We start from the raw sequence: 21,915 nt of genomic DNA on the forward strand, positions 1-21,915 counted from the left end.
TTTGGGCGATCGGCATTTTAGGACTTTGAAGACTGAAGTCCTCACTACAAACATAATTATCATTATTGAACCGGGCTGGAGATGACAGGCAACTTATGAAAATTATTAATCAAACAATCGAAATACTAACAGATTCAGGAATCGGTATCTACAACATCACGCCCCAAATTGTCGAGCTTCTTGACAGCAGTGCGGTCAAAAATGGACAATTGCTAGTATTTTCCCGACACACAACTACAGCTTTAGCAATCAATGAAGATGAAGAAAGATTGCTAACAGATATTAAAGTATACCTGCAAAAATTAGCGCCTCCTAGCGACAAATACCTGCACAACGACTTGCATTTAAGAATAGTTCCGCCAGATGAACCGATCAACGCTCACTCTCACTTGATGGCAATGACGCTCAATACCAGCGAAGTAATTGCAATTGTTGAAGGTAAATTAGCACTGGGGACTTGGCAATCTGTTTTATTTTTCGATTTAGACGGGCCGCGAAATAGAACTGTACTTATTCAAATTATGGGTGAATAGTTAGTAGAAGGAAGAAACAAGAAGTAGGAAGTCATAAAACATACACAGCAAGCTTTTTAGCCAGCCATATTTTATGTTTAATCAGGTGGATTTACTTATTACCAGAAAGAATTGGTTTAAAGCCGGAACCCTTGTAGGGAGAAATTAAAAGAAGACTATTCATTACTCGAATCCTCGGACTTCCAGGTAGAGGTCGCTGTCAACTGTCAACTGTCAACTGTCAACTGTCAACTGAAGCGATCGCCCGACCAAATCTTTAGCAAAATTTTAATATATTCAGCCGGAATATATGATTTACTGAAAATTAAAAATAGTCGATCGAGCAGACTTGACAATTTAACAATGATTCCTAGGGAGCATTTTATGAAATCCATTGCTAAAAACAGCATCCACTGGACTTACTCCGTGGCTATTTTCTGTGTCCTTTTCGCACTACAGCAACAAAAAGCTACAGCAGCAACGCTATCTAACGGCTGGAATTATGCGATCGATTCCTTCAACGACGGCGTGACAGGGCCCCAAATCGGCGGCGGGGAATTTGAATTTTACGGCATCGCCATCAAAGAAACATCAGATACAGCTTTCATCGCCATCAACTCCAATCTAAGTTTAGCAGGATATGCCGACCCACTAGCTCAAAGAGGCAACATCAACTACGGCGATTTATTCTTCAATTTTTCCGGTCAAAACTTCAATACAGCTAACGCAAACGGCAGTTTGTTTGGTATCCGCTTTGCCGAAGGCAATGACTCCGGTGTGGCGACAACAGGCGTTTACAGAAATGTTACAGCGAAAAACGTCACCCAAATTAACTCTGGCTTTAGCAATTTAAATCAATTCAATACGGTAGTGGCATCTCAAGGCGGAACCCCATCAATGGGGGATTTAGCTGCCACCGACTCATATTTTCAACAAACAGGTAACTGGACGGTTCTCAACTCAATAGCTACGGGTACAAAAGTAGGAGATATCAATGTTTTAACGCCAGCAACTTTGAGCGCCCTAGGTCTTAATTTCGGTCAGTTTAATGCAGTAGGTTCTCAAACAATTGGATTCAGTTTCAATAAATCCTCAATGCCTTCGGGGAATTATATTGCTAACTTTTTTGCCGAGTGTGCTAACGATGCGATCGCTATTCAAGGCTCATTTGAACAAGGCTCTGCTGAACCAGTACCAGAACCTGCTACTATCTTCGGTACTTTAGTAGGATTGAGCTTTTTAGGTATTGGCGCCGCAAAACGAAAAATTAAGTGCAAGATTTCCTAAGTTAGGTTGGGTGTGCATTCAGTACCTTACGAAGAGCTGTTATGCACACCTTACTAATATGCGTAGGGCCTCACAAATTGCCAACAGTAGAGTAGATTATGGATAGATAAAATGCGCCCAAACATTTCCGTCTGGCCCAGCCACTTGATTTACGTAACTGTAGGGATACATCAACTTTCTCCCCTCAGTATCGCTGTAACCAGTGAGTGCATTTCCCCAAGGATCTTGCACGATATAACCCTGAGAATTGTAGCCAATTACAGTAAGAATGTGACCGGCAGCAGTAAAATCTCCTGCTAAAACTACTGGCCGCCCATTCAGCAATTCCGATCGCACATCGGCCCATTTGCGAGTCGTACTAAAATTCGTCTTAAACCCGTAGGCTTGAATCAGCGCCGAAAGCACACTGTGATCCGTTTGAGAACCCTGGCCGGCATAGTCGAAACACCACTGCAACAACTCATCCTCCAACTGTCCGCCCCATTGAGAACGAATGCCGTAATAATAAAGCACCATTGCGATCGAAGTTACGTTGCAAGTAGACCAGTCAAAACGCGGATTGTCCCGTTGCGAAAAATACGGCACGTTTAATTCCACATTGTTCGGAACCGGATCGAAAATTTTATCTCCGCGCTTGAACTGAACAAAACTAGGAAAAACATAACCTGTATTGCCAAAATTCGGCAGTTCTTCAGTCAGGGAAACTTTCAGGTGAGATCCTTCCGCACCGTAGCTGTTCACGCCGTAAACTCGACCTAAAGGCAGCGTAGTTTTCTCGCTACTGCTCAGGCTAGCAGAATCTACCGGCCGTTTTTTAAAGACAGTTGCTTGCAGGATTGTCATGGTCAAAGCATCGGGGTCAAAGGGAACTTCTTTGCCGTCTTTTTTAATTTTAACGTCCTGCCAATAAATAAATCCGATATTGCCGAAACCGGGAATTGGTTGGGCGAGAGTTACTCGGAAATGCCCCAAAATGCAGGCATAACCAGTGATGGCATAGGTAGTGCCTAAAAGTAGGTCAGCAACTTGATCGGCAGGCAGTTTCGATGAATCTTCGGGCTTAGCTTTAATCAGAGTTGTTTGAATTACCAACAGTTGAGCACTGACGTTGCTATTAGGTACGTCAGCCAGGTTAAATTTGAGAATTTGAGTACCTTTGGCCAACTGAACGTCGGGTTCATAAAAATAGCCAAAAGTGCCGATCGGCCAAATTGCTGAATCCAGAACTACCTTGAGATGCCCGTCAATAAATCCGTATTTGCTAACCCTCAAAGTCTGGCCTGCTTTGACAAAAACTTTTTGCTGATTGTTGAGCCGGGAAGAATCAAGGGGAGCTACCTTAAACAAAGTATCAGAAACTATCTTTAAGGTCAAACCTTGTCCGACAGTTAGCGGATCGGAAGTTACGGTAATGTAAATTATTTGGCTGCCAGTAACGTTGCCTTTGCTGTCAGTTGCCCGCAACCTCAGCCACCGAGATCCCGCTACGCTAAATCCTTTAGACAAATTAACTTGCCAAGTGCTGGCTTCTTGGTTTAGAGTGACGGTTAGGGGAAATTTATCCTCAGCTATCACGTCAATTTTTGCGGTTTTTTCTCGGTCAAAAGTACCCCGAAGGACGATCGGCTGATTTACTAAAACTTCTGACGGCCCTTGATAAGTTAAATTCACAGCGGGATTAAAAGATTTGCCACCGCGACTGAATTGCACAAAATCGGGATAAATGAAACCCGTATTGCCAAATTCCGGCAAATTCTCAGTTAAAGAGACTTTTATGTGGCTTTGTTCGATCGAGAATCCGGCAATTCCGTAAATCATTCCCGCCGGCAAGGTAGTTTTTTCTTGGGGTGGCAGGCTAGCCGCATTTAGCGGGCGCTTTTTAAACACAGTTGTTTTGATGATTGTCATCGTAACTGCATTTCTATCATACTCAATTCCCCTGCCGTCTCGCAAAATTTGGACGTGCTGCCAGTACAGAAATCCCGAAGTTCCCAAGTTAGGAACTGCCCGAGCAAAAGCGACTCGGAAATGGTTTTCCACGCAAGCGTAGCCAAGAAGATTGAAAGTTTCTCCCAGGTTAAGTTGTAATTTCTGAGTCGATCCTAAAGTTCCAGAATCTACGGGGGTGAACTTTAACCAGGTCTTTTTGATCACCCACAGTAACTGCATTCCAGGTGGCGGGGTGGGTAACTCGGCGCGATCGAATATGAGAATTTTTGCGCCTTTGGTTATAAGTACGTGTTTTTCGTAGAAAAAGCCAGAGGTTCCCACCGGAGGAATTGGATTAGTTAGTTGAACATTCAGATGTCCGTCTTCTAACTCGTAGTCCCTAATTGGATAAATTTTCCCTGCTGGTATGTCCGCTTTTTGCAGCTCGTTGAGATTGCTGGCGGGCAGTGTTCCGGCTTTGAATTTGGTATCTGTAAGAGTAATTAACGTGAAAAATTGAGCGGGTGACCCAGAAGCAGGATTAACTTTGATGTTAATTGTTTGTTGACCGATAACTTTGCCCGTCTTATCAGTTGCCCTCACCTGTACTGTGCGAGTTCCGGCGCTATCGAATCCTTTTTCTAAACTGATGTTCCAAAAGCCTCTAGAGAGATTGATCCCCACATTCAGCGCATTTGAGCCTTCTGCTGCTGAAATCGCTGTCACTAGATTTTTGTCAAAAGTCCCAACTAAGACAGCGGCTCTATTGACCTCAATTTCTCGCGGGCCTAAGTAACTTAAAATAATGTTGCTGTTTGTCATTATATATCCCTCTACCTACTTAGTTATTCAGCTAAAGCAAGGATAACTTCTGATTTTATTAAACACAATGACCCGAACCAGGACAAAATCGCCCCTAGATTCACCCTACGGGCGGTTAATGCCTTTTCCAGCATAAGTTTTTAATTATTGGCTGGAGTTGCGCCACAAATCTAACTTTAGACGTACCATAAGCACATTAAGCGAATATATGCCTGGTTGAGCAGATATGTGGTGCAAGTTTTGAGGGAAGGAATTTAATTCGAGTAGGTTGTTTCCCCCTGTACCCTTGACCCATCACGGGCTTGGTCAGGACTTACGAAAAAAACCCGGTTTCTACGAGAATATTGCTTATAGCAACAAGGCATCTAGGAAGAAACCGGGTTTTTAGCCGTTTGGTGCATCTAGGAAGGTTAGTGCGATCGGCTAAACTTCGACTAAACTATTGTGACGAGAATATCTTGAGCGTGAGAGTCAACTTTCAGATTTTCTCCTTCATAAACCTGAATGATTTTGCCGGTACCGTCGATGACGAAAGTAACGCGCTTGGCATAATCGCCTTTCTCGACATCATAAGCTTTGGTAATCGTGCCATCAACATCTGCTAATAGCTGGAAAGGCAAACCGTATTTCTCTGTGAACTTTTGGTGCGATTCCTCGTTGTCGCGGCTGACACCGAGAACTACTATATCTTTGCCTTTGTATTCTTCATGGGCTGCTTTGAAGCTTTGGGCTTGTCTTGTGCAACCGGGGGTGTCATCTTTAGGGTAGAAATACAAGATGACGGTTTTACCGGTGAAGTCGGAGAGGGAGACGGTGTTGCCGTTGGTGTCTTTGGCGGTAAATTGAGGAGCAGCGCACCCAATTGGTAATGTCATAGTTTTGTTTGCCTTGCGATTGATAAAGATATTTTAGTTGATTTTGTGCTGCTACCGTCAATCTTTTGAATGTGAGCTTCAGGATTGAGTTTGTCCCAGGAAAATTTGGCGCTTGGAAATAGTTCGCTCTGGTGAGTTTTTGAGTTGACTTGCGGGCGATAGCGTGTTATATTATCGGTTTTTTAAGCAAATTTTATGAGTTAATTAAAAGTGATTTATTAAGTAAAATATGATGAATTTATACACTTTTATTTAAGAAAAAGTGCTGAGGATGGGTGTTAAATCGGTTTATAAAATAACTGGTGTAACAAGGCAATACTCCCGAACACTTTCTCGATAAAGTCAAATAAATATTGAGTCTTTTTGCGAACTCTATAAATTAGATATAATTTTGGTTTTTCCCGTTTTTCTATTCATTATTTACACGAGTGTCTGAGTTTATGAGAGGCGGCAAATCAAAATGCTTATGAAGTAAAAAAAGTTTATGCCTAAAATTATTGCTTTCTGTTCAATGCCTGTCTGAAATTTTATATAAATTTCATAACTCCAATTTGGCTCTAAATCTGCAATCATAAAAAATATAGTAGCTACTCAAAAGTTCTCTCAATGACTTTTATCCCCTCCGAAGCGTTTAAATCAATTAACTATCCCGATCGCACCGTCAAAAGAGCCGATCGCGCCGTCCGGTGCAGCCCTTTTCAATTACACTTCTTCCAGACCATCCGCGATAACAGTGTTTTCCTAAGTGCGATCGCCTCAAACGCGGGTGTCGAAAAGGGCTACACCCGATCGCCCGTATCCGAACTCGCAGCCGAAAACTCCCTGCTGTGGCTGATCCAAGTCGGCGTGTTGCGGCGGGAAGTAGACGGACAAGGGATTACCGACAGTTTTCGTCTCACGCCCCTGGGCCGCCAACTCGTGGAAAAATGGGAACAGGAAGGACAGGGAGTGCCGGCCGCGTCATTGTGCGATCGTATGGGAAATGCCGTTAGCCGCGGGTTTGGACTATTTCTATGAGGGGTTTTCACTCGCCCGAGTCCGACATTCCGACATTCCGACATTCCGACATTCCGACATTCCGACATTCCGACAGGGAATGAATTCCCTGTCTCATAGCGAAAGTCGGTTAAAACCGACTGCAAGTGTCAATTCAATTCGATGTTGAGTTTCGCATAAAACCGACTGCAAGTGTCAATTCAACTCGATGTTGAGTTTCGCATTGCACGTTAATCAACCTCCTCAGTCCTCTTGCAGAGGACTTGCGCTATGAGACAGGGATTTCAATCCCTGTCGGAATCGCCCTCAAACGAGTTAGACCGCGATCGCACTTGAGTTTCTTAGAAGGACTGGGGTGTGTTTTCTTTCGCGGAGAATCCCACAAGCAAATTTATGCTTTTTTGTGGAACAGGCCGGAAAGCCTGTTATTAAAAATGGTGCAAGATGTGAGTATAAATTAAATGCACGATCGCTTAACTAATACAAATTAAACTTAAATCCAATAAAAATAATGCTTCAAACCGCTTCTAAACCTTTGAGTCTCGATGAATTTCTCCAACTGTCGGAAACCAAACCCGCCAGCGAATTCATCGACGGTCAGATTATCCAGAAACCTATGCCCCAAGGAAAACACAGCACAATTCAAAGCTATTTGGGTGCGGAAATCAACCGGGTACTCAAACCCCAACGCATCGCCCGCGCCTATCCAGAATTGCGCTGTACCTTTGGCGGTCGATCGACAGTACCCGATCTTGCAGTCTTTACCTGGGAACGCATTCCCCGCGACGAAAACGGCGAAGTAGCCAACACTTTCGCCATCGCCCCCGACTGGACAATCGAAATTCTTTCCCCCGACCAAAGTCAAACTAAAGTCGTCCGCAACATTCTCCACAGTCTCGCCCACGGGACTCAGATGGGCTGGCTGATTGACCCGGAAGAAGAAGTGGTATTTGTCTATTTTGCCGATCGCACCATAGCAGTTTTTGAAGAACCGGGCGATCGCATCCCCGTTCCAACCTTTGCCGAATCCTTTAATCTCACTGTCGGTGAAATGTTCAGTTGGCTGACTCAGTAGCGCCACCTCGGTTTATGAATGATTTAACCGCAGAGGGCGCAGAGGGCGCGGAGGAGGGAGAAGAGAGATCGCCCTACGGATTTGCTTCGCTCAAATGTGCGGTCGATCGCTTATACTAGAATATCTGGTTGTCAGCCCTTCAAGGACGAGAGAGGACTAAAGTTATCACTATTAACTTAATTATGATTATTTAACCGGACTTGATATCATCTCTCAAATAACCGCTAACTACTAACAACTAACTACATAAAACGTTTCTCAAAAATGGAAGCTAAATCTTACAAAGACACGGTAAACCTGCCCAAAACCAAGTTTGATATGCGCGCCAACGCCGTCAAACGGGAACCAGAATTGCAACAATTTTGGGCAGATCAAGAAATCTACGATCGCCTATCCCACAATAACCCAGGCGATTTGTTCATCCTGCACGACGGCCCACCCTACGCCAACGGACAACTTCACATCGGCCACGCCCTCAACAAAATCCTCAAAGACTTTATCAACCGCTACCAAATGCTGCGCGGAAAAAAAGTCCGCTACGTGCCCGGTTGGGATTGTCACGGATTGCCGATCGAACTTAAAGTATTGCAGAACATGAAATCCGAGGAGCGGCTAAATCTGACGCCGATCGAACTCCGCCACAAAGCCGCCACCTTCGCGCAGCAAACAATGGAACAGCAGCGCGAATCCTTCCAGCGCTACGGCGTTTGGGGCGACTGGAAACACCCGTATTTAACCATGAAACCCGAATACGAAGCGGCTCAAATCGGCGTTTTCGGTCAAATGGTGCTCAAAGGCTATATCTACCGCGGCTTCAAACCTGTTCACTGGAGTCCGAGCTCGAAAACAGCCCTCGCCGAAGCCGAATTGGAATATCCCGAAGGCCACACGTCGCGCAGCATCTACGTCGGCTTCCATGTGAAAAAATTGTCAAAATCCTTGCAAACGAAGCTCAAGCGCTATATGCCGAGCCTCTGGGCGGCGATTTGGACGACTACCCCCTGGACAATTCCGGCAAACTTGGCGATCGCAGTCAATCCCGAATTGACTTATGCGGTGGTGGAACCGCCGGCAAATTCCCACATCGCACAACAATTTATGTTAGTAGCTGTCGATGCGGTCGATCGGCTGTCGGCAACTTTTAACACTCAATTAAAAATACTTGCCACCTTCAAAGGCAAAGAATTAGAAGGTTGCAGTTACAAACACCCGCTGTTCGATCGCGAAAGTCCAATTGTTGCCGGCGGCGACTACATTACCGCTGATTCCGGGACGGGATTAGTGCACACCGCACCCGGTCACGGACAAGAAGACTTTATAGTAGGAAAACGCTGCGGTTTACCAGTTTTAACACCCGTAGATGAGAACGGAAATTTCACCGCAGAAGCCGGCGGACAGTTTGTAGGTTTAAATGTCCTCGGAAATGGCAATGCCGCAGTGATTGATGCCCTTGCCGAAGCCAATTGTTTGATTAAAGAGGAAAGTTACGCTCACTCTTATCCTTACGATTGGCGCACGAAAAAGCCGACCATTTTTCGGGCGACGGAACAGTGGTTTGCCTCGGTTGAAGGGTTCCGAGATGAAGCTTTAAAAGCGATCGCCGAGGTGAATTGGATTCCCGCCCAAGGGGAAAATCGGATTACTGCAATGGTTGGCGATCGATCGGATTGGTGTATTTCTCGCCAGCGAACTTGGGGCGTTCCGATTCCCGTGTTCTACGACGAAGAAACCAACGAACCGCTGTTAAATGAAGAAACGATCGCCCACGTGCAAGCCATATTTGCCGAACGCGGTTCGGATGCTTGGTGGGAATTGTCGATCGATGAATTGCTGCCGGAATCTTACCGCAACAGAGGCCGCACTTACCGCAAGGGAACCGACACGATGGATGTGTGGTTTGACTCTGGTTCTTCCTGGGCCGCAGTTGCCAAAGGTCGATCGGAATTAAACTATCCTGCTGATATCTATTTGGAAGGTTCAGACCAACACCGCGGCTGGTTTCAATCGAGCTTGCTGACCAGTGTAGCAACAAACGGCGTTGCTCCTTACAAAACAGTTTTGACTCACGGTTTTGTGCTGGATGAAAAAGGCCGCAAGATGAGCAAATCTGAAGAAAATGTCGTCGATCCGGCCGTCGTAATTAAGGAATATGGAGCCGATGTTTTGCGGTTGTGGGTGTCTTCGGTAGACTACTCGGCAGACGTGCCTTTGGGCAAAAATATTCTCAAACAGCAGTCGGATGTTTACCGCAAAATTCGCAATACAGCTAAGTTTTTGCTGGGCAATTTGCACGACTTCGATCCGGCAAAAGATGCCGTTGCTTACGAGGAATTGCCGGAACTCGATCGCTATATGCTGCATAGAATGGGCGAGGTTTTTGCGGAAGTCCAAGATGCTTTTGAAAGCTTCCAATTTTCCCGATTCTTCCAAACTGTACAGAATTTCTGCACGGTGGATTTATCGAATTTTTACTTGGATATTGCCAAAGACAGACTTTACATCAGCGCGACAGATACCCTTCGCCGCCGCAGTTGTCAGACGGTGATTGCAATTGCTGTGGAGAATTTAGCACGGGCGATCGCACCTGTTTTGTGTCACATGGCTGAGGATATTTGGCAGTACCTTCCCTATCCGACTCCCTACAAGTCCGTGTTTGAAGCCGGCTGGGTGCAAATGGATGCTTCATGGCACAATCCAGAATTGGCTACTCGCTGGCAGTATTTGCGACAAGTGCGCGGCGAAGTTAACAAGGTTTTGGAAAAAGCCCGGATGGAAAAGGCGATCGGTTCTTCTTTGGAAGCTAAGGTTTTATTGTACGTTCCCGATGTTGAGAAAAGAGAGCAATTGCAAGCTTTGAATCCCAGCACCGAAGAATTGGTGGATTATGTGCGATCGCAAAATTCAGTCATCGAGTTAGCAGCAGAGGAGAAGGCAAAAGCAGCACAAGATAAACAGGAAGAAGAGGCAGCAAAAGTTGCCAAAGTATTGACAGAAAACACAGTTTATGTAGAGGAGGAAACGATCGCAGAAAAGGGCGATCGATCTTCTGAGATAATACAGTATTCTGTCCCTGAACTGTCGGCTTCAGATTCGCAGCCAATCTTAGATCGAGCCGCCGAGTTTGTGGCTAATTTGCCTGAATACGCGGGCAACTTTTTTACAGAATACCAACAAGCGCTGGTAACACTTGGGCTGTTAGCCTCTGTGTTAGTAACGGGCAGAGTAACGCTGGCGATTTTGGATACGATGAATCAGATTCCGATCTTGGGAGGCCTCTTTGAAGTCATCGGCATCTTATTTACAATCTGGTTTGCTTTCCGTCACTTGCTGTTTGCCACCAACCGTCAAAAAATTGCAGAACAAATTGATTTCCTGACAGCAGATGTGGTGGGCAGGAGTACAGCGCTTGTACTTGCAGAAACAAAGGCGATCGTCCTCGCACCGGCATTAGATACAGCGCTTGTGCTTGTAGAAACAGGGGCGATCGCACAAACAGCCCCAGCCGAAAAAGTGTTTGTAGAAACACCCCAAATCCAGGAAGCAGAATTAGTTGCGATCGAACCCAAACCAGAAATTCCTGCTTCCATAGCTGCAGGGCACGATTCTACAATGACCGGCAAGGGTGTAGACGAACTGCGGTATTTGTTCATTACTTCGGAAGTTGAACTGGTAGAATCGAATGCAATCATGCAAGAATTGCCGTACAGCTATCAGTCTCCCGAGTTGGCGATTGGTGTAGTGAAAGCAGACGGGGAAAAGTGCGATCGTTGCTGGAATTACTCGACTCACGTCGGAGAGTCGATCGAACATCCGCTAATTTGCGAACGCTGCGTTTCAGCAGTTGACGGCAAATTCTAACGTAGGGTGCGCTTCGGGAAAAATTCTTGAGTTTGTGGTAGCCACATTCACCCCGAAGCGCACCTTACAATAACTTCATTTGCTTATTTCTGATTAAAAAAACGGCAGACGATTTCGCCAGGGTTGTTTTGTCCAAACGCCAAAACGGTTCCATCTTTCTTAACTGTAGTGCGATCGCGGCAATTGTAGACTTCCAGAGGCTGTTTAACTCCATCAACACTCAGAATTACCCTGTATTCCCAATAGTTTTTCGCACTGCGTTTGATATCGACAATGCAAATCTCGCTTCCTTGATAATTGCGGCATACAGATGCCTCAGCAGAAAGCGCCCAGAAAAAAGATATTAATAGCAACAAGCAGCAAACACATTTCCTCATCTGCGATCGCATTTTCCTTTACCCTACTCCGAACCCAGTATGCGGACGCTTGTAAGGCGGATGCAACCCCAACACAATATCCTCCTCAGACACCCCCATCTCGACAAATTTCCGTGCAATATCCACTTCTGTCATATTGCGCTGAATCCAAATTTTGCTATCCTTGATATCCAAATGAATGAAACAGTTGTATATCCGCTTTAGCCCCTCCCAGCCAACATCTAGTAACTGATAGTGGTCATGTTCCCCATCAAAAACAAGCTGGCATTCAACGTCTGAATTAGGCTTTTCTCTCCTTGCTTGTTGAGTTAGCAATTTGCGGATACATTGGCGGTAATGCTCTACTCTTTCCATTCCACAATTACCTCTTTTTGCGGATCGTAAACGACGAGTTTAAGTTGATACACATTGACCGCTTCTTGTATAAATGGCTCTTGAAAAAACGAGTCAAAAGTATCAAAGGGTACTGCTAGATACAGTGTTCTGTCCGGTTCTTTGATTTGTAAGGCAAGCCGATAATTCAAAAATTGACCCAAGGCGAGATGAAAGTCAGTAATTGCAGAGTTGTTGAGAAAGCTTTTAATTTCAACAGCAATTTTTTGCCCTAATTTTTCCGCCGCCAAAATCTTCTCTGCAGCTAAATCAATCTCAAACTTAACACCCTGAATTTTGACGACCAGCGGATCTGCGGTGATTTCCCACTCCTCCTTCTGAAGCGCTTTTTTTACAGCATCGTGAAATAAATCTCTAGCAGCCATTTCTCCCTCATACAGCTTCTATATCTCTCTTATAGCAGCCAAAGCGCGCAAGCTGCTGCGATCGCCCTCAAGTGGCGACATCGTAAGATAGCTGAACCATACCAGAACTATATGTCTGACATCCAGTTAACTGCAAAGCTGTAGTATTTATGGGATTAACAAATAAAGGGATTCCCTCGCCTAAAATAAGTGGGTGCACCGAGAGAATAACCTCGTTGACAAAGTTTTGATTGAGGAAATCGCGAATCAGCAGAGCACCTCCCACCAACCAAATATTTTTGCCGTCAAGCAAGCGCAAATCATTGACAAAGTTCTCTAAATCTGTTACCACTTCGACATCAGAAGTGGCTTGAAAATCTAGATTTTTCGTAAAAACATAACTCTTTTTTTCCTGGTACGGATACTCGCCAAAAGTTAGAACTTGGTCGTAAGTTTTTCGGCCAATGAGCACCGTATCGATGCTATCTACGAATTTAGTATAACCGTAATTTTGGTCTGTAAACAGCCAGTCAATATCGCCATTCGAGCGGGCGATATAACCGTCCAAACTAGATGCAATGTATAATACAATTTTTCGCATGGCAACACCGAGGTTTTTGGGGCTATTGGGGCGACGATCGCCCCACTCACCTTAATTTTAAATGATTTAGCGTCCTGACGGTAAATTGAGTTCGATACCCAGCTTTTGACCGAGGTCGATCGCCGTATTAGCAAAATCAGTCACGCCAGCGATGCCAACTCCGATCGCAGTCGCCGTCGCTACAATATCGAAGTTTCCCAACACCAACGTCTCAAGCTGCGTGCACTTGCCAATCTCCGGCGGCAATTCCTCCAAGCCCCGCCCCGCCAAATCAAGTTCCGTCAATTTTTCCTCGGCTGCTTGGTCAATTCGCCCCACTGCTTCCTCTCGCGTCATGCCCTTTGTCTCTCGGTAGGATTGATTTTGTGACAGGAATTTTTGGCATCGAGGCGAGAAACCGGGTTTCTACGAGCTTTTAGTTGGGTGACGATAAATATCGAGAGAAACCCGGTTTCTGAGATTCACCGATGGGGCGAGAAACCGGGTTTCTACGAGCTTTTAGTGGGGTGAGGATAAATACACCAAGAAACCTGGTTTCTCAGGTTTGTTTTACAAAGAGATGACAAAGGGTGCTACGCTTGCCATAGGAAGTTATTTGTTTATGAATCAAATTAAACGTGTTGCCATAGTGGGAGGAACCCACGGAAACGAACTCACAGGAATTTACCTGGTGAAGAAATTCGATCGCGCGCCAGAGTTAATTGGGCGATCGACTTTTGAAACTATCACCCTGCTAGCCAATCCCAAAGCTTGCGAAATCGGGACACGCTACATCGATATCGACCTCAACCGCTGCTTTAGAAAGCAAGATTTAGAAAATCCCCATCTCTCCAGCTATGAAGCGCAGCGGGCGAAAGAAATCTACCGCATTTTTAGTTCAAAAAACACTCATCTGCCCAACTTAATTATCGATTTGCACAGCACCACGTCCAACATGGGGCTAACTTTTATTCTCGCCAGCCATCATCCATTTAACCTGCAACTAGCAGCTTATTTAAGCTCTGTGTATCCCCACCTCAAGGTACTCGCTTCTACAACCAAGAATCATGATAGTCCTTTGCTGCGATCGCTTTCCGAATTGGGCGGTACGCTGGAAGTTGGTGCAGTGCCGCAAGGCGTCTTGGATGCGTCTTTATTTCAGCAAACTGAGCAAGTTTTAGGCACAATATTAGATGGCGTAGAAGCCTACAATCAAGGCACAATGCCTGCTGCAAAGAATCGCCTGACTATTTATCATACCATTGGGGCGATCGACTATCCCAGAAACGAGAACAGAGAAATTCAGGCAATGATTCATCCTCATCTGCAATTCAGAGATTATCAAGCCCTAAATCCCGGCGATCCGATGTTTTTGACCTTAGATGGTGAGTCGGTATTGTATGAAGGTAAATCGACAGTTTATCCAATTTTCATTAACGAGGCAGCTTATTACGAAAAAGGAATTGCCATGTGTTTTACCCAAAAGCAAATAGTCAATCGATTGCGCGATTTTAGATTTTAGATTTTAGATTTTAGAGGCGACCCCACGGATAAATCCGGGGGCTTGAGGATTTTCGATTTTCGATTTGGGATTGATTCCACGGATAAATCACGTGGCGGGTACCATCAATCGATTGCGCGATTTTAGATTTTAGATTTTAGAGGCGACCCCACGGATAAATCCGGGGGCTTGAGGATTTTCGATTTTCGATTTGGGATTGATTCCACGGATAAATCACGTGGCGGGTACCATCAATCGATTGCGCGATTTTAGATTTTAGATTTTAGAGGCGACCCCACGGATAAATCCGGGGGCTTGAGGATTTTCGATTTTCGATTTGGGATTGATTCCACGGATAAATCACGTGGCGGGTACCATCAATCGATTGCGCGATTTTAGATTTTAGATTTTAGAGGCGACCCCACGGATAAATCCGGGGGCTTGAGGATTTTCGATTTTCGATTTGGGATTGATTCCACGGATAAATCACGTGGCGGGTACCACCTTTGAAATTCCTGGTCAGTCTCCAGTAGAAAATTAAAAATTATTCTTGAGAATTTTCAGGTGACAAAAACTCCTCTTTAGAAGCCGTAGTCAAAGAACGCAATTCCTTCCATATTTCCAAAGTGATAATACAGGTAATCAGCCACACCAAACCAGCCGTATAACCGGCAATAACATCCGTAGGCCAGTGAACTCCTAGGTAAAGCCGGCTCAAACCAATAGCAGCAATTAATACAACTGTCAAGCTGTAAATCGACCAGCGCTGCTTGGGAAAGCGTGTACCCAAAAAATATCCTAGCAAACCGTAAATAACCATTGAAATCATCGCGTGTCCGCTAGGAAAACTGTAAAATGTTACATTAACAACGTGCTCCCAAAGTTGAGGTCGATCGCGGGCAAAAAGTTTTTTTAACAGTAAATTTAAACCGATCGCTCCCCCACCGGCGAACGCAATAGTGGCGGCTTCCGAGCGGTGGTTGCGCCCTAGCAAAAGAATACCCAAAATCAGACAAATCACTAGCAGCAACTTGGGCTCGCCCAAAAAGGTAAAGCCCAGCATTATTTGATCGCGCAACGGAGTGTGCAATTTCCTCAGAGCTAGTAAAATAGAGGTATCGAAAGCGTAACTTTCTTTTTCCAACACCTCTTCGGCAATAGTGGCAAATCCCCACATCGCCAAAGCCGCAACAGCAAGCCCGGCCAGCCGAATTATCGAAATGAGCGATCGAATTTTAGAGCGCATTTTTTAAGTAATTTAAACTTTTAAAAGTTTCAACTGAAAATAATACAACAACTATCGGAAACGAAAAAGCCTTACCCATCGTCTAGATTCTTGAGCAACTTTATTCTGAATCATTAATTGATTTTTCACTACCCACCTCAGCTTTTACATCCAACCGGCGAATGACTATACTATCAAAAAAATACATTTCTGCAATTTTGTTGACCTTTGGGTTGACAAGTATTTATAGTTGTGCTAACAACAGGGGGGTAAGTGCGCCGATCGCCGAAGCCCACACGATCGCCCAGCGTCTCGTTTCGACCGCAGTCGCCCAAAAGCCCAACAAGCCACAATTCGGCCAGCCGATCGACTGTACCCTAGGCAAAGACTGTTTTGTATTGCTGTATTTCGATCGAGAACCCGGCCCCGCCGCCGTCGATTTTGGCTGCGGGCGCCAAACCTACGACGGCCACGACGGCACAGACTTTGCCATTCCCGACGCCAAAGCAATGGCAAAAGGAGTTCCAGTTATTGCCTCCGCTGCAGGCAAAGTTTTGCGAGCACGAGATGGTGTGGTCGATCGGCGTTTACAAAACGATACAGACAAAGCCAGCATCGCAGGCACAGAATGTGGCAACGGCATGGTAATCGACCACGGCGGTGGTTGGGAAGCCCAATACTGCCACCTCCGCAAAGGCAGCGTTGCCGTCAAACCGGGTACGCAGGTACAAAAAGGCACAGTTTTGGGCATGGTGGGAAACTCTGGGATGGCCTCTTTCCCCCACGTACACGTAACTTTTCGCTATCAAGGCAAACCCGTAGATCCCTTTGTCGGGCCCGACGCGAAGTTAGGCTGCAACATCGCCCGCAATCCAATTTGGGACAAGCCGATCAACTATATTTCCACAGGTTTAATCCGCGCCGGTTTTGCAGATCGGCCGCCAGACGAAAACACTGTTTGGGCCGGACAATTTTCCGAGACTCAACTGCCTGCAAACAGTCCAGCTTTGTTGTTTTGGGTGCAAAGTTACGGAGTGCTCAAGGGCGATCGCGAACAATACAAATTATTTGCACCCAACGGCACAACCATCGCTGACCAGACCAATGAAATTAAAGCCCCCAGCCGTACTTGGTTGGGTTATGTCGGCAAAAGAAACAGTACAAATTCTCCTCTGATTCCCGGAGTTTGGCGGGCAGAATATCGGTTGACGCGGGGCGATCGAGTTTTGGCAGAAGTCAAGCGAGAAGTTGAGTTGCGTTAGTCGCCAAGTTACTCATACCAAATTCCTTTGAAAATGAGCATCAAATATGTTAAAATAACAAAAATATTTTTTCATTTTTGATGGTCAACTTTTCCTGGTCTTATAATAAAAATGTCATACAGCCAATTCACAAACTTAGAAATGATTGAAACCAACTTTGGCATAACCATTGCTGACAAAGTTGGTATTTTTGCCGATTTACCTGAAGCAGAGTATAGCGATCTTCTCAGCCAAACTCTGCAAGAAAACATTTCTTTGGCTTTAGCAATTAATACTGAAAAAGCTCGCTCCGAATTAATTGTTACACCTATTTTAGTAGAACTTAGAAAGCAGTTTAAGTATCAAATTAGCTTTTTTTCAGGAAAAGAGTTTAATGTAGATTTAGAAAAAGGATTAACGGGTTTCTGTGATTTTATGATTAGTCGTTCTCCCGAACAACTGCTAATCAAAGCCCCTGTTGTCGCCTTAGTAGAAGCTAAAAATGATAATATCCAAGCTGGGCTTCCACAATGTATGGCAGAAATGATTGCCGCTCAAATATTTAATGAAAGAAAAAACAATAATATTTCCGAAATATATGGAGTGGTTACAACAGGGACAAATTGGAAATTTTTACGGCTTAATAATCAAATTATGGAAGTTGATTTAAATGATTATTTTATTGATAATATTAGTAAAATTATTGGCATCTTAAAATATTTAATCGAGGCAGCTAACCTATGAAACTGGGAGCCAATTTATGAAATTTGCTCAATATTGATAAATTTAACAATGACTTAACCATAATTTTTACAATATCAAAAATTCTCCGGGACAATCTAGCTGTCATCAGCTTATTGTCGCCGGCTCGATCACGTTGGGAAGAATACTTTGGATGTGGAAAATTTAGGGCAAATTGTTCCAAGCTTGAGCCACAATGTCGCTCAGCCATAGCCTCTGAGCAAAATCGAGCAGATTGTCGTCGGCGAGTACCTCAGCCTTTAATTCATCCAAAGACTGAGATCGCGATCGAGCTATTTGAATCACACCCGCGATCGCCGACGCCACCAATTCTTCGTTCAGCGGCTGCTGTCGCAAAGCAATCATTTCTTGAGGATTCGTAGGAATGGGATAATTCATAGAAGTGCATACCGAAAGGAGTAGATATTCAGCCACTGCGGGCCAACCGAGAGCAAGAGCGATCGAAAACCTAAAAATCTGAGAACATTGTAAACTTATTTAAAACTCAATAAGTATTCGGGAGTATAGCCTACTTTGCTCCCTTGTCAACTCCCCCATCTTTATTAATTTATTCAGAATTGAGAGCCTAATCATGCAAGAAATTCTTTATCTAGAAGTCCCGACACCGGATACAGCAGCCGTCTGCACTTGGTTGCAGCACGAATTCGATCCCGGAATCGGAGAAAAAATTATTACTGCTGACGGCTTTCGACTGCTTTCACCAGCCACAACAGCCGAGGTTCTCAAGTCTGGAACTCAAAATGCCAATCTTAAACCCGCCTTGGCTGACACCAATTCAGGAAACCAAAATTGGCGATCGACAGAACTTTCCACCTTTGTCTGGTCACTGCAGCGCACCACTTATTTAAAAGTCTTTCGTCTAGAAGAGGCGCCTGCGGGAGAAAAAAAGTTCCTGGAAAATCTGAATCTTGCTGTGAAAAACAAGTTTCCCGATCGCTACCCAGAACCCCCTGTCATAGACCTCTCCAAACAGTCAATTTTTGAGGCTCTTGCCCCCTATTACCCGCTCACCGTCAAATACTTCCAAAAAATGCCTCAAGGCGAATACGACCTCAAGCGCGTCTACTGGTGGGAGCAACGTTGGCGCGAAAGCACTCGCAATCCTCAAAAGCCAAAACAAGTAGTGTTTTTGAAGGAAGAGGGAAGGGGGAAGAAGGAAGAGGGAACAGGGGAGAAGGCCGAAGGCACAATTTTGGTGTCTGATTCTGGCGATACTTTTTATGACTTAATTTATATTGGCGGGGCCTTGGGAGTGATTCACGCCGCAGTCATGGCGAGATTGGGCTACCGGGTGCTGCTAGTTGAGCGAATGCCTTTCGGGAGAATGAATCGCGAGTGGAATATTTCGCGGGATGAAATTCAAAGCTTAATTGATTTGGGTTTATTTACTGCTGCTGAAATCGAAACTTTGATTGCCAGAGAATACAAAGATGGCTACAACAAGTTTTTTGATGCTAACAATCCACCCGTGGCTAAAGCGCCAGTTCTGCACACACCAAAGGTACTCAATGTAGCTTTGGACGGAGAGAAATTGCTGAATTTAGCGGGAGTTAAGCTAACAGAAGCGGGTGGGGAAATCTGGGACGAAACTGAGTTTCTCAGAGCCGATGTTGAAGCGGAAAAAGTAGTATTTCAGGGCCGCCACTTGCCGACAAAAGCCGATCGCACTGCATTAGGACGGCTGCTGGTGGATGCAATGGGTTCGGCTTCTCCCATCGCTTGGCAATTGAACGAAGGGCGGACTTTTGACAGCGTTTGTCCGACAGTGGGAGCAGTCATCGACGCAGGATTTGAGCCGGGAGTGTGGGATTCCGAGTACGGGGATGTGCTCTACACTCACGGGGACATTTCTCGCGGGCGCCAGCTAATCTGGGAGTTGTTTCCCGGCGCCGGCACAGAATTGACAGTTTATCTATTTCACTACCACCAAGTACATCCAGAGAATCCCGGTTCTTTGCTGGAAATGTACGAGGATTTTTTCGCAATTTTGCCGGAATACCGCCGCTGCGATGTCGATAAATTGGTGTGGAAAAAACCGACCTTTGGTTATATTCCGGGGCATTTTAGCAGCAACAGCAGCGATCGCTCCGTGGCGATCGATCGCCTAATCTCGATCGGCGACGCAGCATCCTTGCAATCTCCCCTCGTTTTCACCGGTTTCGGCTCCCTCGTCCGCAATCTTTTCCGCTTAACAGACCTTTTGGATACTGCTTTAAAGCACAATTTGTTGACGGCAAATCACTTAAACCAAATTCGCGCATACCAGAGCAATGTTTCAGTAACATGGCTATTTTCTAAAGGCATGATGGTTCCTACCGGCAGCAGTTTGCCGCCTCAAAGAATTAATTCAATTCTCAATACCTTTTTCGGTATTTTGGCAGCACAAAAACTCACCGTAGCCGAAACTTTTATTAAAGACAGAATCGACTGGCTAACTTTCAATCGGCTGGCGCTCGAAGCAGCCGGAAAAAACCCTTCTCTCCTAATGTGGATTTTAGATTTTGTCACCTTGAGGGATATTTGGCGCTGGCTGGGAAGTTACTTGAATTTTACTCTGCTGGCTTTGGCCAGTTTGCTGTTCGGATGGCTTCCCAGCTTCGCCCGCAGGGTACAGCCTTGGTTGGAGCCCCGATATCCGGCTGTTTGGCTGTGGCTGTTGGCTACCAGCTATGCTCTCACCTACGGCATGGGAAAGGGGAGAAAAGAGTGTTGAGTTTTGAGTTTTGACTCTAAACTAGCAACTTCAGTTCGCTATCGAAAACTCGGCAATTCAATTTCAGCTAGCGATCGACGTTTTTTAGAAGCCCGCAGCGGACTGGCAATCAAGCTCAGCCAGTCTGGTTGGGCGACTGCTGTAGGTTTTGCCACACTCGATCGCACTTCTTGAATGCCAAAGGTTTCAACAGAGTTCAAAATTTGAAAAGCCCTAGCCAATTCTGGGGCCTCCACATTGGTAGCAGTTTCGGGTTCAGACTCAGCCACCGGCAGTTCAGGTTCCGCAACCGGTTCGGCCGAGTCAGTTGCCGGCTCATCAGGTTGGTAGGTTTCGCTCTTCTGTAATTGAATGGCGGATACTTCGGCTAATTTGTTGAGTTCTAGAGGGGCCGGGGATTCAGGCTCGATCGCCCCGGCAGCAGGCGCTACCTCTGGAAGCTCTTCTGGTTCCGACCAAGGTTGGACAGGGGAAGCGTTGAAGGCTGGCGGCACCGGCATCTGAGAGCTTTTGACCGCCGCGAGCAAAGATTCTAATTGTGCGCTGGCGGTGTCCAGATTATTGTCAGGCGACTCGATCTTCGGCGACTTTACCTGTGGCCTGTCCAAACTTCTTTCCAAGGCAGCTTTGAATTGCAGAGTGTGGCGCTGCTGGCGGTGCAAGCGGGCTCGCAATTCCCTGCAAATATTTTCTGTGGCTACTAACTGCTGTAACTGTTCGTTGTAGCGCTGCACAGTAGACGCGCATTCTCGCTCAACAGTCGCTAGCCTGAGTTGGCTGGTTGCCAACTGACTTCTTAAACTTTCGACTAAAATTTCTTGACTTTGGAGGGTTTGATGGGAAACTTCCACTTTGCCAAACAGTCGCGTCAATTGTTCTTGAGTATTTTCGAGTTCTGCAGTCCGCTGTTCTAGCAAAGTTTCGCGATTCTGCAATGTTTTTTGGGACTCTTCGAGAGCTGTTTCTAGCTGGGCGATGCGCTGTAAAAGGTCGCGGTTGCATTCGTGCAGCGCTTGCATGAGGGTGACTGGGGTCGATCCTTTGCCCTTGGCCTGTTCGGCATTCCCAAGCATATTTTTTAGATTGTCTGAAATCGGGGGCGAGCCCGCCTCAGTCGGCTGTGTCGGAGATTGCGACTTTTTTGTTTCAGGTGTTGTGGGAATTGCATCTACGCTGATGGCGTTGGGAAAATCTACTGTTTGCCAGTCTTCTTCTGGCTGTTGGGGAACCGTTGCGGGAGGGTCTGTCGCATCGGGGGCGATCGGCTCAAAACCCCCAGCAGCAGCAAAATCTGACTGCAATGGTTCGGTATCGGATGGAACAGCAGGGTACGGTTGGTGCTGATGGGCTCGAAGATCAGCTTCTGACATGGCTTTTTATCCCAATACTCACAGGGTCTCAGATACAGTCTATCCTTAGATATTC

Annotated in this window: 20 protein-coding genes; 10 read left to right on the forward strand and 10 right to left on the reverse strand. The window is 45.7% G+C overall.

What is annotated here, in order from left to right; translation table 11 throughout:
• Window positions 1-95: 95 nt before the first annotated feature.
• On the forward strand, window positions 96-533 hold the full coding sequence (locus tag QUB77_RS15010; protein ID WP_333177290.1) for a secondary thiamine-phosphate synthase enzyme YjbQ: 438 nt from the start codon (window positions 96-98) through the stop codon (window positions 531-533).
• A gap of 363 nt (window positions 534-896) precedes the next feature.
• On the forward strand, window positions 897-1,799 hold the full coding sequence (locus QUB77_RS15015) for a PEP-CTERM sorting domain-containing protein (RefSeq protein WP_333177287.1): 903 nt from the start codon (window positions 897-899) through the stop codon (window positions 1,797-1,799).
• A gap of 96 nt (window positions 1,800-1,895) precedes the next feature.
• Here QUB77_RS15015 and QUB77_RS15020 read toward each other — a convergent pair whose 3' ends face one another.
• Together QUB77_RS15020 and QUB77_RS15025 are read right to left on the reverse strand one after the other, a co-directional pair.
• Window positions 1,896-4,550 carry a C39 family peptidase gene (locus QUB77_RS15020; protein ID WP_333177283.1) on the reverse strand — a complete coding sequence of 885 codons (2,655 nt, stop codon included), beginning with the start codon at window positions 4,548-4,550 and terminating at the stop codon, window positions 1,896-1,898.
• A 434-nt stretch (window positions 4,551-4,984) separates the two neighbouring features.
• Window positions 4,985-5,425 carry a peroxiredoxin gene (locus tag QUB77_RS15025; RefSeq protein ID WP_333126462.1) on the reverse strand — a complete coding sequence of 147 codons (441 nt, stop codon included), beginning with the start codon at window positions 5,423-5,425 and terminating at the stop codon, window positions 4,985-4,987.
• A 606-nt stretch (window positions 5,426-6,031) separates the two neighbouring features.
• On the opposite strand from QUB77_RS15025, the gene QUB77_RS15030 reads away from it, so the two are divergent.
• From QUB77_RS15030 to ileS, 4 genes are all read left to right on the forward strand, one after another.
• On the forward strand, window positions 6,032-6,442 hold the full coding sequence (locus QUB77_RS15030) for an Npun_F0494 family protein (protein WP_333177280.1): 411 nt from the start codon (window positions 6,032-6,034) through the stop codon (window positions 6,440-6,442).
• Between the two features lie 490 nt (window positions 6,443-6,932).
• A complete protein-coding gene (locus QUB77_RS15035; protein ID WP_333177277.1) occupies window positions 6,933-7,496 on the forward strand; it encodes a Uma2 family endonuclease in 564 nt (187 codons plus the stop codon).
• A complete protein-coding gene (locus QUB77_RS15040) occupies window positions 7,481-7,615 on the forward strand; it encodes a hypothetical protein (RefSeq protein WP_333177443.1) in 135 nt (44 codons plus the stop codon). The genes QUB77_RS15035 and QUB77_RS15040 overlap by 16 nt, the downstream gene beginning before the upstream one ends.
• A 145-nt stretch (window positions 7,616-7,760) precedes the next feature.
• Entirely contained in the window at window positions 7,761-11,354 is a 3,594-nt protein-coding gene (gene ileS, locus QUB77_RS15045) for an isoleucine--tRNA ligase (RefSeq protein ID WP_333177274.1), read from the forward strand.
• Window positions 11,355-11,437: 83 nt separating this feature from the next.
• Here ileS and QUB77_RS15050 read toward each other — a convergent pair whose 3' ends face one another.
• The 5 genes from QUB77_RS15050 to QUB77_RS15070 all read right to left on the reverse strand — a co-directional run bounded on the left by QUB77_RS15050 (window position 11,438) and on the right by QUB77_RS15070 (window position 13,405).
• Window positions 11,438-11,731, reverse strand: coding sequence for a hypothetical protein (locus QUB77_RS15050; protein ID WP_333177270.1), 294 nt, complete (start codon window positions 11,729-11,731; stop codon window positions 11,438-11,440).
• Between the two features lie 18 nt (window positions 11,732-11,749).
• The gene (locus QUB77_RS15055) at window positions 11,750-12,085 is read right to left on the reverse strand and encodes a XisI protein (protein WP_333177268.1); all 336 of its coding nucleotides are present in this window, start codon (window positions 12,083-12,085) and stop codon (window positions 11,750-11,752) included.
• Window positions 12,073-12,489, reverse strand: a complete 417-nt coding sequence (locus tag QUB77_RS15060) for a XisH family protein (RefSeq protein ID WP_006632859.1) — start codon at window positions 12,487-12,489, stop codon at window positions 12,073-12,075. The genes QUB77_RS15055 and QUB77_RS15060 overlap by 13 nt, the downstream gene beginning before the upstream one ends.
• 67 nt (window positions 12,490-12,556) lie before the next feature.
• On the reverse strand, window positions 12,557-13,069 hold the full coding sequence (locus QUB77_RS15065) for a dihydrofolate reductase family protein (protein WP_333177263.1): 513 nt from the start codon (window positions 13,067-13,069) through the stop codon (window positions 12,557-12,559).
• Window positions 13,070-13,135: 66 nt separating this feature from the next.
• The gene (locus QUB77_RS15070; RefSeq protein WP_333177261.1) at window positions 13,136-13,405 is read right to left on the reverse strand and encodes a hypothetical protein; all 270 of its coding nucleotides are present in this window, start codon (window positions 13,403-13,405) and stop codon (window positions 13,136-13,138) included.
• A gap of 265 nt (window positions 13,406-13,670) precedes the next feature.
• Here QUB77_RS15070 and QUB77_RS15075 point away from each other — a divergent pair, with 265 nt between their 5' ends.
• On the forward strand, window positions 13,671-14,570 hold the full coding sequence (locus QUB77_RS15075; protein ID WP_333177259.1) for an aspartoacylase: 900 nt from the start codon (window positions 13,671-13,673) through the stop codon (window positions 14,568-14,570).
• A gap of 523 nt (window positions 14,571-15,093) precedes the next feature.
• Here QUB77_RS15075 and QUB77_RS15080 read toward each other — a convergent pair.
• A complete protein-coding gene (locus QUB77_RS15080; protein WP_333178257.1) occupies window positions 15,094-15,795 on the reverse strand; it encodes a phosphatase PAP2 family protein in 702 nt (233 codons plus the stop codon).
• Between the two features lie 161 nt (window positions 15,796-15,956).
• Between QUB77_RS15080 and QUB77_RS15085 the strand changes: the two genes are divergently transcribed.
• Window positions 15,957-17,036, forward strand: coding sequence for a M23 family metallopeptidase (locus QUB77_RS15085; RefSeq protein ID WP_333178260.1), 1,080 nt, complete (start codon window positions 15,957-15,959; stop codon window positions 17,034-17,036).
• Between the two features lie 141 nt (window positions 17,037-17,177).
• On the forward strand, window positions 17,178-17,759 hold the full coding sequence (locus QUB77_RS15090; RefSeq protein WP_333178262.1) for a hypothetical protein: 582 nt from the start codon (window positions 17,178-17,180) through the stop codon (window positions 17,757-17,759).
• A 162-nt stretch (window positions 17,760-17,921) separates the two neighbouring features.
• On the opposite strand, the gene QUB77_RS15095 is transcribed toward QUB77_RS15090, so the two are convergent.
• A complete protein-coding gene (locus QUB77_RS15095; protein ID WP_190662685.1) occupies window positions 17,922-18,155 on the reverse strand; it encodes a hypothetical protein in 234 nt (77 codons plus the stop codon).
• A 193-nt stretch (window positions 18,156-18,348) separates the two neighbouring features.
• Here QUB77_RS15095 and QUB77_RS15100 point away from each other — a divergent pair, with 193 nt between their 5' ends.
• Window positions 18,349-20,490, forward strand: coding sequence for a flavin-dependent dehydrogenase (locus QUB77_RS15100; RefSeq protein ID WP_333178264.1), 2,142 nt, complete (start codon window positions 18,349-18,351; stop codon window positions 20,488-20,490).
• 38 nt (window positions 20,491-20,528) lie between these two features.
• Here QUB77_RS15100 and QUB77_RS15105 read toward each other — a convergent pair whose 3' ends face one another.
• Entirely contained in the window at window positions 20,529-21,860 is a 1,332-nt protein-coding gene (locus QUB77_RS15105; protein WP_333178267.1) for a hypothetical protein, read from the reverse strand.
• Window positions 21,861-21,915: the final 55 nt, after the last annotated feature.

This window comes from Microcoleus sp. AT9b-C3 (assembly GCF_036705485.1).
GTDB lineage: Bacteria > Cyanobacteriota > Cyanobacteriia > Cyanobacteriales > Microcoleaceae > Microcoleus.

Bases quoted from the DNA above. Each gene is read 5' to 3' on its own strand.
- QUB77_RS15010 (WP_333177290.1), top strand. From the start codon at position 96: ATGAAAATTATTAATCAAACAATCGAAATACTAACAGATTCAGGAATC.
- QUB77_RS15015 (WP_333177287.1), top strand. From the start codon at position 897: ATGAAATCCATTGCTAAAAACAGCATCCACTGGACTTACTCCGTGGCT.
- QUB77_RS15020 (WP_333177283.1), bottom strand. From the start codon at position 4,550: ATGACAAACAGCAACATTATTTTAAGTTACTTAGGCCCGCGAGAAATT.
- QUB77_RS15025 (WP_333126462.1), bottom strand. From the start codon at position 5,425: ATGACATTACCAATTGGGTGCGCTGCTCCTCAATTTACCGCCAAAGAC.
- QUB77_RS15030 (WP_333177280.1), top strand. From the start codon at position 6,032: ATGACTTTTATCCCCTCCGAAGCGTTTAAATCAATTAACTATCCCGAT.
- QUB77_RS15035 (WP_333177277.1), top strand. From the start codon at position 6,933: ATGCTTCAAACCGCTTCTAAACCTTTGAGTCTCGATGAATTTCTCCAA.
- ileS (WP_333177274.1), top strand. From the start codon at position 7,761: ATGGAAGCTAAATCTTACAAAGACACGGTAAACCTGCCCAAAACCAAG.
- QUB77_RS15050 (WP_333177270.1), bottom strand. From the start codon at position 11,731: ATGAGGAAATGTGTTTGCTGCTTGTTGCTATTAATATCTTTTTTCTGG.
- QUB77_RS15055 (WP_333177268.1), bottom strand. From the start codon at position 12,085: ATGGAAAGAGTAGAGCATTACCGCCAATGTATCCGCAAATTGCTAACT.
- QUB77_RS15060 (WP_006632859.1), bottom strand. From the start codon at position 12,489: ATGGCTGCTAGAGATTTATTTCACGATGCTGTAAAAAAAGCGCTTCAG.
- QUB77_RS15065 (WP_333177263.1), bottom strand. From the start codon at position 13,069: ATGCGAAAAATTGTATTATACATTGCATCTAGTTTGGACGGTTATATC.
- QUB77_RS15070 (WP_333177261.1), bottom strand. From the start codon at position 13,405: ATGACGCGAGAGGAAGCAGTGGGGCGAATTGACCAAGCAGCCGAGGAA.
- QUB77_RS15075 (WP_333177259.1), top strand. From the start codon at position 13,671: ATGAATCAAATTAAACGTGTTGCCATAGTGGGAGGAACCCACGGAAAC.
- QUB77_RS15080 (WP_333178257.1), bottom strand. From the start codon at position 15,795: ATGCGCTCTAAAATTCGATCGCTCATTTCGATAATTCGGCTGGCCGGG.
- QUB77_RS15085 (WP_333178260.1), top strand. From the start codon at position 15,957: ATGACTATACTATCAAAAAAATACATTTCTGCAATTTTGTTGACCTTT.
- QUB77_RS15090 (WP_333178262.1), top strand. From the start codon at position 17,178: ATGATTGAAACCAACTTTGGCATAACCATTGCTGACAAAGTTGGTATT.
- QUB77_RS15095 (WP_190662685.1), bottom strand. From the start codon at position 18,155: ATGAATTATCCCATTCCTACGAATCCTCAAGAAATGATTGCTTTGCGA.
- QUB77_RS15100 (WP_333178264.1), top strand. From the start codon at position 18,349: ATGCAAGAAATTCTTTATCTAGAAGTCCCGACACCGGATACAGCAGCC.
- QUB77_RS15105 (WP_333178267.1), bottom strand. From the start codon at position 21,860: ATGTCAGAAGCTGATCTTCGAGCCCATCAGCACCAACCGTACCCTGCT.